Genomic DNA, 14746 nt, shown 5'->3' with positions numbered 1-14746 from the left:
TGGAAATATCTTCTAAACTTTTTTGAAGTTTTCTGACAGAATCATTATCTATAGGTAAAGAATATTGAAGAATCGCTTTGGGATCGGTCACTGCATCTCCTTGAGCCAAAATAGCAAATGCTTGAGGTTGCCAGCCCAAAATACCAGCAGCCAAAATTATTAAGGCAAAAATTGACGGTAAAATGCGATCTACCAACCGAGGATGGCATCGTTTTAATATATGGTTATTTTTTTGCTTGTTCATAAATTGTTTTTTGAGCGCAGCGCGAACGGATAAACAAATGAGCGATCGCTCTAGCTATCAGTCATAGCTTTGAATTACGAAATCTACTAAGAAGTATGTTCTTAGGATTCGATCTACCTTGTCAACATTTCTTTACTTATTAAGCGTATAAACCAAGAAGAAAAAGGCGGCTCTTTTTCGGTGCAGCCCTCATCAGGTAAAATGAAATGTCGATTTCTAAGCATATATTTTTAGCTTCATGATTTCTAGTAATGACTTTCGCACAGGGGTTACTGTCGAGCTTGATGGATCTGTCTGGCGGGTAGTAGAGTTTCTGCACGTCAAACCAGGCAAAGGATCTGCTTTTGTTAGAACCAAACTGAAAAACGTACAGACAGGTAATACCGTAGAAAAAACCTTCCGCGCTGGAGAAACTGTACCCCAAGCCAATTTAGAAAAGCGCACCATGCAGCATACCTACAAAGATGGTGATGAATACGTCTTTATGGATATGGAGACTTACGAAGAGACTCGTCTCAATGAAGACAATTTGGGAGATCGTACCAATTTTCTCAAAGAAGAAATGGAAGTTAATGTTATTTTCTGGGATGAAAAAGTTCTGGAGATCGAACTGCCTACTTCTGTGGTTTTAGAAATTACCGATACCGATCCAGGAGTTAAAGGAGATACTGCTACAGGAGGAACTAAACCCGCCACCGTAGAAACTGGAGCGCAGGTCATGGTGCCTTTGTTTATTTCAATCGGTGAAAAGATCAAGGTCGATACTCGCGATGGCTCTTATTTGGGTAGAGAAAATTAATCTTTGATTTTTGCTTTGTTTGAATCAAAAATAGGCTCTCTTCGATGGAAAGCAATAGCTATCTAAGAGAGATTTGAAAATATTACTAGAATTACGGTTGTATATTTTGTGTCTATAAATTTCCAAGAACTCCAGGACTTGCTAGGGGCGATCTCTCAAACCGATATCACAGAGTTAATTCTCAAAAACGATGATTTTGAATTAACCATACGTAAAGATAAAGGAGTCGTTACCGTTCCACAAGTAACAACGGCGGTTAGTCCAGCAATTGTTGACACTGTCGCTCCTCCACCAGTGCAAACTCCTGTAACGGTAGCTACAGAATCTGCTGAAGCTACTACAGCAACTCCTGCGGTAGACGATAAAAAGTGGGTCGAGATTACTTCTCCAATGGTAGGGACATTTTACGCTGCCCCCGCTCCCGATGAAGATCCTTTTGTCTCGGTTGGCGATCGCATTAACAAAGGGGATACTGTATGTATCATCGAAGCGATGAAGCTAATGAATGAAATTGAAGGGGAAGTAGCAGGGCAGATTATGGAAATCTCAGTCCAAAATGGCGAACCTGTGGAGTTCGGGCAAGTTTTGATGAGAATTAATCCTGGTTAACAACTCACCAAGAAAAACTAAATTAAATAACTTATGGAAGTTCTGACGATTGTATTATCGGGGTTGTTATCTGTTGCAGCTAGTGGGGGAATAATTGCCGATCGCGTTGCAGCTAGCCGAATTAGCTCTGGGGTAATTAGCATAGAAGAGCAAAAAGTTAGGATTGATAACAGTCCCAATTTTGCGATCGCCAAAGGACAAATAGAAAAAGTCCGAATTGCGACTAGAGGTATCAGAATCCAACCCGATCTGAGGATCGAAGCCTTGGAATTGGAAACAGATCGGGTAGACCTAAATTTGGGTGAATTAGATCTCGATGGTCTTGAGAAATTCAGAAAATCTTTAGACCTACCTTTTCAAGGAGGAGTGAGGCTAGTTTTAAAGGAAGAAGACCTCAATAAAACCTTGCGCTCGCCAGAAGTATTAGCAGCAATCCAACAAACTTTAAATCGTCTGATTGTCAGCAGGGCTGGTTCGACTAATATTGCCTATCAGTTGCTCGACCTAAACTTAGTATTTCTCCCTGGCAACCGTGTTGGAGTTAAATTTAGTTTGACTAGACCCCCAAGCATTTTTGAATCCAGTCCCAATTCTCCCGCTACAAGGTCTAGGGAATTGGCAATGGATTTAGAAGTGAGTTTAGAAGTAGTTGGCGGTAAAACAATTCGCTTGGTAGATCCCGAAGGGAAAGTCAACGATCGTCCTATGTCCCCCAGACTATTAAACGGTTTTGCCGAAGGGATTAGCGATCGCTTGGATTTAAGCTCTCTAGAGAAAGACGGAATTTTAGCCCGTATCTTACAATTAGAGATAGATGAAGGCAAAATAGAGTTAGCCAGTTTTTTTAAAGTGGAAACAAAAAACCCCTAATTGTCTTCAAAAGAGATAAAGTCAGTCTTTAGTAAATTAATTTGATAATATTTACTGTCGGTCTCTTTAGCCCATTCTCTGTTTAACAGGAGCAAAATCCATGCGGGATAATAATAAAAATCGTTTTTCTCTTCCTGTGGTAGCAGCGATTACAGGACTCATCTTAGCGGCAGGAGGTGGCGCTGCTTGGTGGGCAAAGTCATCTTTAAACGATCCTTCTCAGGTTACTCAACCAAAACCACCCCCTATAACTGGGGAAGTTCCTCCCTCTGCACCCAAACCAATTACTGAAGATAAAGTAGTTGAAGTTTATTGGCTCAATCCCCAAGACGACAGCATTCAGTTAACTGCAAATACTATAACTTTTCAAAAGTCAATTAAATCCGAGAAGGTATTGGAAACGGCTTTAGAAACCCTATTTACCAATGCTCCTCAAGATGCAACTCACACTACCGCTATTCCCCCTGGAACTAAACTTTTAGGGTTAAAAGTAGATGAAAAAGGCATTCACCTCAACTTGTCCCAAGAATTTGCTTCAGGTGGCGGAAGTGCTTCGATGAGTAGTCGATTGGCACAGGTTATTTATACTGCTACTAGTTCTGAAGGTAGCGATCGAGTTTGGATTAGCATTGAAGGCAAACCTTTAAAGAATTTGGGGGAAGAAGGTTTAATTATTAATCAACCTATGACTAGAGAAGATTTTAAAAATAATTTTACTTTGTAATTACAACACAATAAGTTATGACTGCCAAAAATTATTCATCTTTTTTTGGTGCTGCCTTGCGAATTTCTGAATAAAAAGAGGTTTGTTTTTTGCCATCATCGAATTCAACGACAGTTGTACGCATTCTCAAATTATCGCTAGCAAACCACTGACGCTCTTGAGCATACATTTTATCGGTTTTAATAGTTAATGTGAGAGCTTTATCCGCACCTAAAAAATATTGTCCGCAAACTTGACTATCCTGGGGACGAATTAGTTTTCCTGCCGAGTCATTATCGGGGTTGCTAACTAAAATCACCGTAGCCGATCCTACTTGTTTGGGTTTGCCCCAGTCTACAGAATTATCCCAACTTTGAATTGTTCCTCCAAGACTGAGTTGGGGATCGAGGTTATGTTTTTGGCACAACTCTACCGCCTGACTATCTTCTGGATCGATTAGTTCGATGGTAATATCCGCTTTACTGTTAACAGCTTCGCTACCGACTAAATAATTGGTACGCTGGCTAAACCATTTTCCAGCACTTAAATTGAGAAACTCTTTTAAATTCATATTTATACTAGTTTGTTCATCTCTCCTAGAGATTTTATAGCAAAGACGGACAGTGCGATCGAGAGACTAAGGCAATTAGGGACTGAGAGACTGATAAAATATAAAGTCTGCAATTTTACTGAAAGAATCAACCATGCGACTAAACCAGATGCTGTTTGTAACACTGCGAGAAACTCCAGCAGAGGCAGAAATACCCAGTCATCAATTGCTACTGCGAGGGGGCTATATTCGTCGTATTGGTAGCGGTATTTATGCTTATATGCCTTTAATGTGGCGAGTGTTGCAGAAAGTCTCCCAGATCGTACGAGAAGAAATGAATGCAACGGGAGCGCAAGAATGTCTTTTACCCCAGCTACAGCCTTCGCAACTGTGGCAAGAGTCTGGACGTTGGGATACCTATACCAAGGCGGAAGGAATCATGTTTTCTCTGACAGATCGAGGAGAAAGAGAGCTAGGTTTAGGACCAACTCATGAAGAAATTATTACAGCGATCGCTCGCGAGACAATTCGTTCTTATCGTCAATTACCCCTGAACTTGTATCAAATTCAAACTAAATTTCGCGATGAAATTCGCCCTCGTTTTGGTTTGATGCGGGGTCGAGAATTTATTATGAAAGATGCCTATTCTTTCCATACTAGTGAAGCCAGTTTGCAAGAGACTTATCAAGCTATGGATCGGGCATATCGTAATATTATGACTCGCTGTGGTTTGGAATTTCGCCCCGTAGATGCAGATTCGGGAGCAATTGGCGGTTCTGGTTCGCAAGAGTTTATGATTCTGGCTGAAGCTGGAGAAGACGAAATTTTATACACTGAAGATGGTAGTTATGCAGCCAACATTGAAAAGGCAGTATCTTTACCCGCAGATGTAGAAGCATCTCCCTTTAGTAGCTTTGAGAAAATCGCCACCCCCAATACGGAAACCATCGCCAAAGTGGCAGAAACCCTTAATTGTTCTCCTACGGTAATAGTTAAGAATGTCTTATACGAAGCTATTTACGATAACGGGATGACAGTCTTGGTATTAATTAACATTAGAGGCGATCGCGATGTAAATGAAGTCAAATTAACTAACGAACTTACCAAACTCGCTCCGAACTATAAAGCCAATACGGTAATTGCTCTAACCGTACCCGATGCTAGCGCGCAACAGAAGTGGGCAGCTAAACCCCTTCCCCTAGGTTATATCGCCCCCGATATCTCTGACGATTATATTGCGGCTAATAAAAACATCGCCAAGGAATTTTTAAGACTAGTCGATCGCACTGTAGTTGATGCCAAAAACTTCGTCACTGGAGCTAACGAAACTGGCTATCACGTAGTCGGGGCTAACTGGGGAGATAATTTCACTCTACCCAAATTACAAGTAGACATTCAAGAAGCAAAGGCAGGCGATCGCTCTATCAAAGATCCCAGCCAAACTCTAATGAGTGCCAGAGGTATCGAAGCAGGGCATATCTTTCAACTAGGAACTAAATATTCCACTGCAATGGGGGCAAACTTTACCAACGAACAGGGCAAAACAGAACCATTATGGATGGGTTGCTACGGTATTGGGGTTTCTCGTTTGGCTCAAGCAGCAGTAGAGCAGTCTTACGATCAAGATGGCATAATTTGGCCCGTCGCGATCGCGCCTTATCATGTAGTGGTAATCGTACCTAATATCTCTGATGGGGAAAAAATGGCTGCGGGAGAAAAGCTATATCAAGAGTTCCAACAAGCAGGAGTAGAAGTCCTCTTCGACGATCGCAAAGAACGGGCGGGAGTTAAATTTAAAGACAGCGAATTAATTGGTATTCCCTACCGAGTAGTGACGGGCAGATCTCTCGCTGATGGCAAAGTAGAAGTAGTCAAACGGGCTAATAAAGAATCCCAAGACATCCCCATTGAAGAAGTAGTAGTTACTATTAAAGGTTGGATTGAGGAAAGTTTGAAATAAAGGGCTGCGCCCAGTTATTAGTTACTAGTTATTAGTTCCAATCAGATATAGTCTTCAACTATACACGGGCGACACAAGGGGGCGAATTTACTTCGCCCCACGGGCACTCCTGATTGAAGACGACTCAAGGAGTCGGAGTCTTGAGCTCAATCACGTTTCTAGTAGCTAGACAAAACTAAAAACTCAGGTCAGACCCCGCGCCGCCGTAAGGCGCAAGGGAATGCTGACCTGCAAAAACTAAAAACTAGAAACTAAAGATAAATAAAGGGCTTCGCCCAGCTATTAGCTCTTAGCTTTTATTGAAGCTAATGGCTAATGGCTACCCAAACCAATCAATTTTGTTAACCCGAACTCACGTTTTATTAGTGTCATCAACTTAAGATTATCGATCGGAAAAAAGCATCCACTGTAAATTGTTTGGTTGTGAAATGAACCCTAGCTTGTGATAAAAATCGACTATGTGGGGGCTAGCAAATAGGGTAACATCGTGAATTTCTGAATTTTGTAGTTTTTTAATTAAAGCTCGAACTATTTTTTTACCCAAACCTCGATTTTGGAAATGGGGATGAACGAGAATATCTAGCAAAACAGCGTAAAAAGCACCATCACAAACTGCTCTACCAAAGCCAATTAAATCTTCTGTTTGCTCTTCAACATACCAAACAGTCACAATACAAAAACTATTGTCTAAGGATTTTTGCACCTTGTCTAACGGACGAGGAGACCAACCTACCGCATGACAAAGAGCTTCTAGAATATTTGCAGAAACAGAACGATCTTGTTGAATGATGATTTTTCCTGAGATATTTTCTAATCGTTGTGGAAGCTTTTTATTTATCCCTTGTCTTTGGATTAGTTCGCTTTCTATATTTTGCTGGCGAGAAGCAATATCTCGATCTAATGTTTCTTTTTGTTCTAATAATTGAGCTAGTTTGGTTAATACCTTAATTGAACTAGGTTTAATTTCCAACAGCATATAATAAACCACGATCGCAGCATTGATTTGATGTTGAGCGACCAAACAATCTGCTATGTCAAGTAATATTGCTGGTTGTTTCTGAAGAGTATTATATATATAGTCTCGATCGCGAGCTTGAATAATTCGGCGGTAGTATTGAATTGATTCTTCTAGGCTACCTCGTTGTTTAAACAGCGTGCCTAATTTTTGATAGACAAGTTGATAATCTGGTTGAAGAATCAGAGCTTGAAAATAAATGGCGATCGCTTTATCCCATTGTTGTAATTTAGTTAGGGCATCTCCCAAATTGTGCCAAGACCAAAAAAAGTTGGGGTCTATTTTTACTGCCCGATCGTACACTTTAGCTGCTTTATCCCATTGTTGTAATTTAGCTAGGGCATCTCCTAAATTGTGCCAAGACCAAAAAAAATCAGGTCTAAGTTCGATCGCTTTTTGGAAAGTAATAGCAGCTTTATCCCATTGTTGTCGCTGACGATAGCTTTCAGCTAACTGGTAAACCTGCGACCATGTATCATTCATCGCTTAACATTGAACGTTTAGTTGATCGATTAATTCATCGGCGATCGCGCAGTTGGCAGTTACATTTTGTACGTCATCAAGAGATTCTAAAGTATCGATTAATTTTAAAAGCGATCGCGCCTGTTCGGGATCTTCAACTTCAATATAATTATTCGGTATCCAGCGTAATTCTACTTCCTTAACGGGTAAATTATGTTCTTGTAAAGTTTGATTGAGATGTTCTAGGTTGGCAATAGTAGTAAATACTTCTGCTCCCTCCTCATCTAGTTCGTAACTATCGGCTTCCCCTTCCATCGAAACTTCTAGCAATTTTTCTTCATCTACAGCATCGAGAGTAACTACGCCTTTTTGCTCGAACATCCAACTAACACAACCAGTTTCTCCCAAATTGCCGCCATTCTTGGTAAACGCCGATCTGATGTAGGCAGCAGTACGGTTGCGATTGTCAGTTAAAGCCTCAATGGTAACCGCTACTCCCCCTGCGCCATAGCCTTCATAGCGAATTTCTTCGAGGATGGCAGAATCATCTTGATAAGTTCCAGTGCCTTTGGCGATCGAGCGATCGATACTGTCGTTAGTTACCCCCGCAGCTTTAGCCTTTTCGATCGCCGTACGGAGTTGAAAATTACCATCTGGATCTCCACCACCATTTCTCGCCGCGACAATAATCGCCCGCGATAGTTGAGTAAAAGTCTTACCTCTTTTGGCATCTACCCTAGCTTTCTGTCGCTTGATATTTGCCCACTTACTATGTCCTGCCATACTCCTCCTAAGACATCTTTAATATTTTACGCAAGCACTAGTTAAGACTCAATAGTTAAGTGGTTAGTTGCTTGTTAGCTATTAAGATGCACTATTTTCCATTTCAATAATTCCCCCTCCCAATACGAGATCTCCACTGTATAATACTGCTGCTTGACCTGGGGTAATGCCAAACTGATGCTCGTCAAAGATAATTTTGATGCGAGAATTTTCCAGAGGAACGATTTGTGCCAAAGCGGGTTTAGAACGATAGCGAATTTTGACTTCTGCCCGAATGGGGGTAGAAGGTTCGGCAATAGAAACCCAGTTCATGCGAGCCACAGTACATTCGGTTCTGCCTCCCGCATCGCGGTTACCAACTACAACGCGATTCATTACTGCATCTAGTTTGACTACGTATAAAGGCTCTGGGGCAGCAATTCCCAAGCCTCGACGTTGCCCGATGGTGTAGTGATGAATGCCCGTATGTTTGCCCAAGACATTCCCCGACATATCGACGATATCCCCTTCTTTTTGATTGATATAGCGATCGAGGAAAGTTTGCATATTGCCATGAGCCTCTACCAAGCATAAATCTTGGCTTTCGGGTTTGTCTGCCGTTGCCAAATTAAATTCAGCAGCAATACGACGAGTTTCTTCTTTAGTTTGATTGCCTAAAGGAAATACCGAACCCGCCAATAATTCTTGAGTCAGATCGTAAAGAAAATAAGACTGATCTTTATTGGGATCTACTGCTTTGAGGAGTTGATAGCGATCGCTCGCTGCATCATAATTAATCCTAGCGTAATGTCCTGTAGCTATTTTATTCGTACCTAATTCTGCTTTAGCATATGCCAACATAGGGGCGAATTTAACCGCCCGATTGCATTGAGAACAGGGAAGGGGAGTAACTCCCGCTTCATAACCGCTAACTAGATAATCAATAATATTTTCTTGGAAGACATCTCGACTATCGACAATATGATGGGGAATTCCTAACTCTTCGCACAAGCTGGCTGCATCAACCATTCCTTCAGAACAGCATTGACCTTTACCCTTCATTAACCAGAGAGTGAGACCAATTACTTCAAAACCTTGATTGTGCAATACCGCAGCAGCAACAGAACTATCTACGCCACCAGATAAGCCGACAACGACCTTATTCATCTAACCTATTATTGTAAAACGATAACTTTTGTAAACCTTTAGGGTATTTTCTTAATATAGCGTGATGGGCGATCGCATTACTGCAAATCCCAGAGGCAATTAAATAGATCGCCTGACAATCTCGCTAACTAGCTATATCTAGCTTATCGTATTTTATTTTTGATTTGTATGGGAGAACAATGCTGTTAAATTCGTCAGGGATAAAAATCCCGAACCAAGAGGAAAAAATAATTCAAATTTTTAAACTAAATATAAAGTTTTTACATAGTCAAGAACAAAGAGTAGACAAAACTAATAAACAATATTATTCGTAGAATATGTAGACTCTCAGATTAAACCGTTATTCAAAATAGATAAATAAATATTATTTGCTTTTCGTTGCGTCAAATTACAATCTTATGAATTTTGCTCGTTATAAACATTGTTACTTGTTGTCGTTAGGAATTATCTTATTATCTGGCATTTCGGCTTCTGCCAATACATTAGAAAAGTTTAATTCCGAATTGCGATCGCCCACTACTTTTTATCTAACCAAAAATACCAAATCTAACCGCAAAAGTAATTCTAGAGAATATAACTTTAAAGCACCAGATAGTAAAACTATTTCCAATACCGAACAACTGATTAAAGCACGGGGTTATCGAGTAGAAGTATTTGGTAGCGAAACCGAATTATTACAACAAGTACGCAATATCGAACCGTCGGCTTTTGTTAAAGGGGATACGATTCAGGTTGGTATTTTCAGCCAGCAAGCCAATGCCGAAAATATGGTGCGCCAACTGGCAGTAAACGGATTTTGGGCGAGAATCAAGCTGGAATAGATTTATTTTAAATACTTTTCTACGCAACGCACAAAGATTTCTACTCCCATAGCTAGAGCAGTTTCATCAAAATCAAAACGAGGATGGTGGTGGGGGTATGCCAACCCTTTTTCGGGATTAGCCGAACCCAAAAAGAAGTAACAACCAGGTACTTGTTGGAGGAAAAAAGACATATCTTCGCCCCCCATAGTCTGACATTCTGGCACTACTCCCATAGGAGTTTCTACTACTTCAGTAGCGATTGATCGCACTAATTTGGCGATCGCAGGATCGTTAATGGTAGGAGGATATAATTTCCAATGGTCTAGTTCGTATTTTGCCCCGTGCATCTGACAGACACCAGCAACAATCGCCTCCAACCTTTCTCCAATGAGGGTTTCTAGTTCGGGGTTAAAATAGCGAATTGTACCGCCCATTCTGGCAGTATCGGCAATTACGTTTAAAGCCGTACCCGCTTGTAATTCTCCCACAGTAACTACCGCCGAATCGATCGGTTTGACATTACGAGCCACAATGGTTTGTAGGGCATTAACTATCTGACTGGCTACCACAATCGAATCGACTGTTTGATCGGGCATCGCGCCATGTCCGCCCTTACCTAAAATAGTCAAACGAAATAATTCTACCGCTGCCATTAAAGCACCATTTCTTACCCCTACCGTACCAATAGGCAGATTATTCCAGAGATGCAAGCCAATAATTGCGTCTACATCGGGGTTGCTGAGGACTCCCTCTTCAATCATCGGTTTTGCTCCCCCTGGTCCTTCCTCGGCTGGCTGGAAGATGATTTTTACCGTACCCGAAAAGTCATTTTGATGTTGGGATAGATAGTAGGCTGTAGCTAAAGCGATCGCTGTATGTCCGTCATGTCCGCAAGCGTGCATCTTACCATCGTGTTGGGACTTGTAAGGGACTTCGTTTGCCTCTTGAATGGGCAAAGCATCCATATCAGCGCGAATTGCTAAAACTTTCCCAGGAGATTTGCCAGGAATAGTTGCCACAATACCAGTCTTAGCAATCTTGGTTTGATGTTCTATGCCCCAGGCTTCTAGTTTGCTAGCAATAAATTTTGCCGTGATTTGTTCTTGAAAGCCTAACTCTGGTTTCTGGTGGAGTATCCGTCGCCACTCGACTATCTTGGGCTGTAAGTTGCGAATTTCTGTCCTGATTTGTTCTAGATCGACAGATTTAGATTCTTTGACGGTAAATACCATTGTTTGATATCCAGAATTAAATTAGCTTGTTAACTTTTAATTGATTTGCGAGAAGTAAACTGACCGTGAATATTGACACTATAGGGAATCATATAAGTAATTAAACCTGACAGCCATCTGGTTTTAGTCATTTCGCCCTTAGCCAAAGCAGCCCCGTGATTAATAGTAAATAAGATCGAGCCCACTACTAAAGCCACCCTCACCGCAGTGGGAGCAAGTTTTGGATCTATTAATGCTTTGGTGAATCCGTTCATTTGTAGGACAACAATATACTATCGATAAATTTAAAAGTTTTTTTATATGTATATTATTGAAGCAGAAGATAGATGTTCTTTGCAAAACTTAATTTTATTTCATGTTATTGCTAGAGTCACAGCGATCGCTCTGTAATGATGAATTATGTAGCTACGAAGCGATCGCAAGGCTAAAATTACCCAAAAAAAACTTATTTGAATCAAATCAATCTGTTTCCAACCCAATCGATTGATATTAGTAAATTTGTAAAGACTTGCAAACAGAAAGCCAAAGATACCCAACAAATTTTAAGACAAATTACAAATTGTAGATGGTTTCAGGGGATCGTTCTAGGATGTCAACCAGAACTAATACTCCTTCACCAATAAAATATTGCACAAAAATAATTCCGCTCGATATCTAATTCCTATCGCTGACGGAGATTTTTTATTTTTTGATTTAATTAGTCCATCCTATCAGGAGAATCTATGACCGCAACCGCCGATAGACAGGCTCAGGGTAGCCCACAGCCAGCAGAGCTTAGAGAACAGCCCCGTAAAATTGGTATTCCCAAAGAAATTTATCCTAATGAATGTCGTGTCGCTGCAACTCCCAACACGGTTAAAAAACTACAAAAACTCGGTTTTGAAATCCTTGTAGAAAGTAACGCAGGGGCAGCAGCTAGCTTTACAGATAAAGCATATCAAGAAGCAGACTGTAAAATTGTCTCCGATGCTACTTCTTTATGGTCGCAAGCAGATATTATTCTCAAGGTACGCGCCCCTGAAGACTCAGAAATTGCAGCAATGCCTCATGGTAAGACTATGGTAAGTTTTATTTGGCCAGCGCAAAATGAAGAGCTATTAAACAAACTGGCAGACCGTAATGCTACAGTATTAGCGATGGATGCAGTCCCTCGTATCAGTCGCGCTCAAAAGATGGATGCTCTATCTTCGATGGCAAATATTGCGGGCTATCGGGCGGTAATTGAAGCTGCTAATAACTTCGGGCGTTTCTTTACAGGACAAATCACTGCTGCGGGTAAAGTTCCTCCTGCTAAAGTCTTGGTAATTGGTGCTGGGGTAGCGGGTTTAGCTGCTATTGGTGCTGCTAGAAGTCTCGGCGCAGTGGTACGGGCATTTGATACTCGTCCTGTCGTGAAAGAACAGGTAGAAAGCCTCGGTGCAGAATTCCTCGAACTAGAATTTGAAGAAGATGGTACTGGTGCTGGTGGTTATGCCAAAACCATGAGCAAGGAATTTATCGATGCTGAGATGGCACTGTTTAGAGAACAAGCCAAAGAAGTAGATATCATTATTACTACCGCATTAATTCCTGGTCGCCCCGCACCCAAATTGATTCTGACCGATATGGTCGAGATGATGCAAGAAGGCTCTGTAATTGTAGATTTAGCAGCCGAACAAGGAGGTAACTGCGAAGTTACTCGTCCCAACGAAGTCTATAAATATGACGGTGTAACCATTATCGGTTTGACCGATTTACCCAGTCGGATGGCAGCCCAATCTAGCCAACTATATGGTACAAATCTCTGGCACTTACTCAAAGATATGGGTGGAGCGGAAGAATATAAAGTAGACTACGAAGACCAAGTTGTTCGTGGTGCATTAATCGTTCATGAAGGTAAAGTAACTTGGCCTCCACCAAAAATCGAAAACCCTTCTCCTACTCCTCCTCCCAAACCAAAAGTAGCAGTTCGAGAAGCAACAGCTAAAGAAGAGAAAAAACAGGGTAGTGGAATGTTGTGGCTAATTGTGGCTGGTTTGGCACTACTCGGTGTAGGTATTGGCGCGCCCGAATCTTTTCTATCTCACTTTACCGTTTTCGTACTGGCTTGCTTTGTGGGCTATCAAGTAATTTGGAACGTTACCCCTGCTTTGCATACTCCCTTAATGAGCGTTACTAATGCCATCAGCGGAATTATTATCTTGGGCGGTATGCTGCAAATATCAGGTGAAATTACTTCTCCTTCTGTTATCCTGGGCGCGATCGCAATTCTAGTCGGAACGATTAACATCTCTGGTGGTTTTCTCGTTACTCAACGGATGCTCAAAATGTTCCAGAAATAAAGGACTTCGTCCTAGCTGTCAGCTATCAGCTATCAGCTATCAGCTTCAATTGAATAGTAATCGGATGAAATTATTAATTGTCAATTATTCACTACTAATTAATAATTTCTCCTCATCATTCATCCTTCATAATTCATCCCTTCAAATATATGTCAAATAATCTTGTGGCGGTGGCTTATATTGCTGCCAGTGCCTTGTTTATCCTCAGCCTAGGGGGACTTTCTAACCAGGAAACAGCCCGTCGCGGTAATTTGTTCGGAATTATCGGTATGGCGATCGCCTTTATTGCTACTGCCTTTAGCGCGCAAGTCAACGGCTACGGTGTTTTAGTTGCTGCGATCGTACCTGGGGCAATTATTGGTTCGATTTTAGCTGCACGAGTAGCTATGACTGCCATGCCCGAACTCGTAGCTATTCTCCATAGCTTTGTTGGTTTGGCTGCGGTACTCGTTGGCTTTGCTACTTATCTCCAGCCCGAAAACACCCTGACTGGTGTAGAGGCAACAATTCACGAACTAGAAATCTACATCGGGATCTTTATTGGTGCTGTTACCTTTACTGGTTCGGTGGTGGCATTCGGTAAACTAAATGGTTCGATTAAAAGTAAACCCTTTGCTTTGCCTGCTCGTCATCTAGTCAATATCGCTTTGCTAGTAAGTTCTGTATTCCTCGGAGTACAGTTCATGGGAACAGAGAACGGCTTACAGCCCCTGTTAATTATGACTGGGTTAGCTGGACTTCTCGGCTTCCTGCTAGTTATGGGTATTGGTGGCGCGGATATGCCCGTAGTAATCTCCATGCTCAATAGCTATTCTGGTTGGGCTGCCGCTGCTGCTGGCTTTATGCTTTCTAATGACGTACTAATCGTAACTGGCGCATTGGTGGGAAGTAGTGGTGCGATCCTCAGCTATATTATGTGCGAAGCAATGAATCGTTCCTTTATCAGCGTTATTCTTGGTGGTTTTGGTGAAGGTTCTAGTGCTGCACCTACTGGGGAAGTCAAGCCCATGGGCGAAGCTACCGCAACTAATGTTGAAGAAGTAGCAGAACTGCTCAACGATGCCAAAAGTGTGGTTATCGTACCTGGTTACGGTATGGCAGTAGCCCAAGCACAACACTCTGTTTCCGACATTACTAAAATTCTCCGCAAACGGGGTAAAGAAGTTCGTTTTGGTATTCACCCCGTAGCGGGAAGAATGCCTGGACACATGAACGTATTGCTAGCCGAGGCAAACGTACCCTACGACAT

At 41.6% G+C, this 14746-nt stretch carries 14 protein-coding genes and 1 pseudogene; 8 read left to right on the top strand and 7 right to left on the bottom strand.

The features are described from left to right. Positions 1-244, bottom strand: a pseudogene (locus AC33VI_RS13215) (peptidylprolyl isomerase); the annotation flags it as partial. A gap of 238 nt (positions 245-482) precedes the next feature. Between AC33VI_RS13215 and efp the strand changes: the two are divergent. The 4 genes from efp (at position 483) to AC33VI_RS13195 (ending at position 3246) form a co-directional block, all read left to right on the top strand. Beyond that, on the top strand, positions 483-1043 hold the full coding sequence (gene efp / locus AC33VI_RS13210) for an elongation factor P (protein WP_491782734.1): 561 nt from the start codon (positions 483-485) through the stop codon (positions 1041-1043). Positions 1044-1151: 108 nt separating this feature from the next. Further along, on the top strand, positions 1152-1652 hold the full coding sequence (gene accB / locus AC33VI_RS13205) for an acetyl-CoA carboxylase biotin carboxyl carrier protein (protein WP_491782733.1): 501 nt from the start codon (positions 1152-1154) through the stop codon (positions 1650-1652). 33 nt (positions 1653-1685) lie between these two features. After that, a complete protein-coding gene (locus AC33VI_RS13200) occupies positions 1686-2522 on the top strand; it encodes an LmeA family phospholipid-binding protein (protein WP_491782732.1) in 837 nt (278 codons plus the stop codon). Between the two features lie 100 nt (positions 2523-2622). After that, a complete protein-coding gene (locus tag AC33VI_RS13195; protein ID WP_491782731.1) occupies positions 2623-3246 on the top strand; it encodes a GerMN domain-containing protein in 624 nt (207 codons plus the stop codon). A gap of 31 nt (positions 3247-3277) precedes the next feature. Here AC33VI_RS13195 and AC33VI_RS13190 read toward each other — a convergent pair whose 3' ends face one another. Then, positions 3278-3796, bottom strand: a complete 519-nt coding sequence (locus AC33VI_RS13190; protein WP_491782730.1) for a phycobiliprotein lyase — start codon at positions 3794-3796, stop codon at positions 3278-3280. Positions 3797-3929: 133 nt separating this feature from the next. Here AC33VI_RS13190 and proS point away from each other — a divergent pair, with 133 nt between their 5' ends. Then, on the top strand, positions 3930-5735 hold the full coding sequence (proS, locus tag AC33VI_RS13185; protein WP_491782729.1) for a proline--tRNA ligase: 1806 nt from the start codon (positions 3930-3932) through the stop codon (positions 5733-5735). Between the two features lie 382 nt (positions 5736-6117). On the opposite strand, the gene AC33VI_RS13180 is transcribed toward proS, so the two are convergent. The 3 genes from AC33VI_RS13180 to mnmA form a co-directional block, all read right to left on the bottom strand. Further along, positions 6118-7233: a GNAT family N-acetyltransferase gene (locus tag AC33VI_RS13180; protein ID WP_491782728.1), complete on the bottom strand. Its 1116-nt coding sequence runs from the start codon at positions 7231-7233 to the stop codon at positions 6118-6120. 3 nt (positions 7234-7236) lie between these two features. Beyond that, positions 7237-7995 (bottom strand): YebC/PmpR family DNA-binding transcriptional regulator, encoded by a 759-nt coding sequence (locus AC33VI_RS13175; RefSeq protein ID WP_491782727.1) that lies wholly within the window; start codon positions 7993-7995, stop codon positions 7237-7239. 81 nt (positions 7996-8076) lie between these two features. Next, positions 8077-9141 (bottom strand): tRNA 2-thiouridine(34) synthase MnmA, encoded by a 1065-nt coding sequence (gene mnmA, locus AC33VI_RS13170; protein WP_491782726.1) that lies wholly within the window; start codon positions 9139-9141, stop codon positions 8077-8079. A gap of 398 nt (positions 9142-9539) precedes the next feature. Here mnmA and AC33VI_RS13165 point away from each other — a divergent pair, with 398 nt between their 5' ends. Next, positions 9540-9962 carry an SPOR domain-containing protein gene (locus AC33VI_RS13165; RefSeq protein WP_491782725.1) on the top strand — a complete coding sequence of 141 codons (423 nt, stop codon included), beginning with the start codon at positions 9540-9542 and terminating at the stop codon, positions 9960-9962. Between the two features lie 2 nt (positions 9963-9964). Here the strand turns inward: AC33VI_RS13165 and AC33VI_RS13160 are convergent, their stop codons facing one another. Further along, positions 9965-11176 carry a M20 metallopeptidase family protein gene (locus AC33VI_RS13160; RefSeq protein WP_491782724.1) on the bottom strand — a complete coding sequence of 404 codons (1212 nt, stop codon included), beginning with the start codon at positions 11174-11176 and terminating at the stop codon, positions 9965-9967. A 29-nt stretch (positions 11177-11205) separates the two neighbouring features. Next, entirely contained in the window at positions 11206-11430 is a 225-nt protein-coding gene (gene nrtS / locus AC33VI_RS13155; protein ID WP_491782723.1) for a nitrate/nitrite transporter NrtS, read from the bottom strand. A gap of 468 nt (positions 11431-11898) precedes the next feature. On the opposite strand from nrtS, the gene pntA reads away from it, so the two are divergent. Continuing rightward, a complete protein-coding gene (gene pntA / locus AC33VI_RS13150) occupies positions 11899-13497 on the top strand; it encodes a Re/Si-specific NAD(P)(+) transhydrogenase subunit alpha (RefSeq protein ID WP_491782722.1) in 1599 nt (532 codons plus the stop codon). 149 nt (positions 13498-13646) lie between these two features. Beyond that, a partial coding sequence (locus tag AC33VI_RS13145) for an NAD(P)(+) transhydrogenase (Re/Si-specific) subunit beta (RefSeq protein ID WP_491782721.1) occupies positions 13647-14746 on the top strand: 1100 nt, incomplete at its 3' end.

The organism is Waterburya sp. (assembly GCF_058530065.1).
Note: the sequence above shows the minus strand (reverse complement) of the source record. Positions and strands in the feature narration are given on the sequence as shown.

What these genes read in the sequence shown, in the direction of transcription:
- AC33VI_RS13200 (WP_491782732.1), top strand. Translation starts at nt 1,686, where the DNA reads ATGGAAGTTCTGACGATTGTATTATCGGGGTTGTTATCTGTTGCAGCT.
- mnmA (WP_491782726.1), bottom strand. Translation starts at nt 9,141, where the DNA reads ATGAATAAGGTCGTTGTCGGCTTATCTGGTGGCGTAGATAGTTCTGTT.
- proS (WP_491782729.1), top strand. Translation starts at nt 3,930, where the DNA reads ATGCGACTAAACCAGATGCTGTTTGTAACACTGCGAGAAACTCCAGCA.
- AC33VI_RS13175 (WP_491782727.1), bottom strand. Translation starts at nt 7,995, where the DNA reads ATGGCAGGACATAGTAAGTGGGCAAATATCAAGCGACAGAAAGCTAGG.
- AC33VI_RS13180 (WP_491782728.1), bottom strand. Translation starts at nt 7,233, where the DNA reads ATGAATGATACATGGTCGCAGGTTTACCAGTTAGCTGAAAGCTATCGT.
- efp (WP_491782734.1), top strand. Translation starts at nt 483, where the DNA reads ATGATTTCTAGTAATGACTTTCGCACAGGGGTTACTGTCGAGCTTGAT.
- AC33VI_RS13190 (WP_491782730.1), bottom strand. Translation starts at nt 3,796, where the DNA reads ATGAATTTAAAAGAGTTTCTCAATTTAAGTGCTGGAAAATGGTTTAGC.
- AC33VI_RS13165 (WP_491782725.1), top strand. Translation starts at nt 9,540, where the DNA reads ATGAATTTTGCTCGTTATAAACATTGTTACTTGTTGTCGTTAGGAATT.
- nrtS (WP_491782723.1), bottom strand. Translation starts at nt 11,430, where the DNA reads ATGAACGGATTCACCAAAGCATTAATAGATCCAAAACTTGCTCCCACT.
- AC33VI_RS13160 (WP_491782724.1), bottom strand. Translation starts at nt 11,176, where the DNA reads ATGGTATTTACCGTCAAAGAATCTAAATCTGTCGATCTAGAACAAATC.
- AC33VI_RS13195 (WP_491782731.1), top strand. Translation starts at nt 2,623, where the DNA reads ATGCGGGATAATAATAAAAATCGTTTTTCTCTTCCTGTGGTAGCAGCG.
- pntA (WP_491782722.1), top strand. Translation starts at nt 11,899, where the DNA reads ATGACCGCAACCGCCGATAGACAGGCTCAGGGTAGCCCACAGCCAGCA.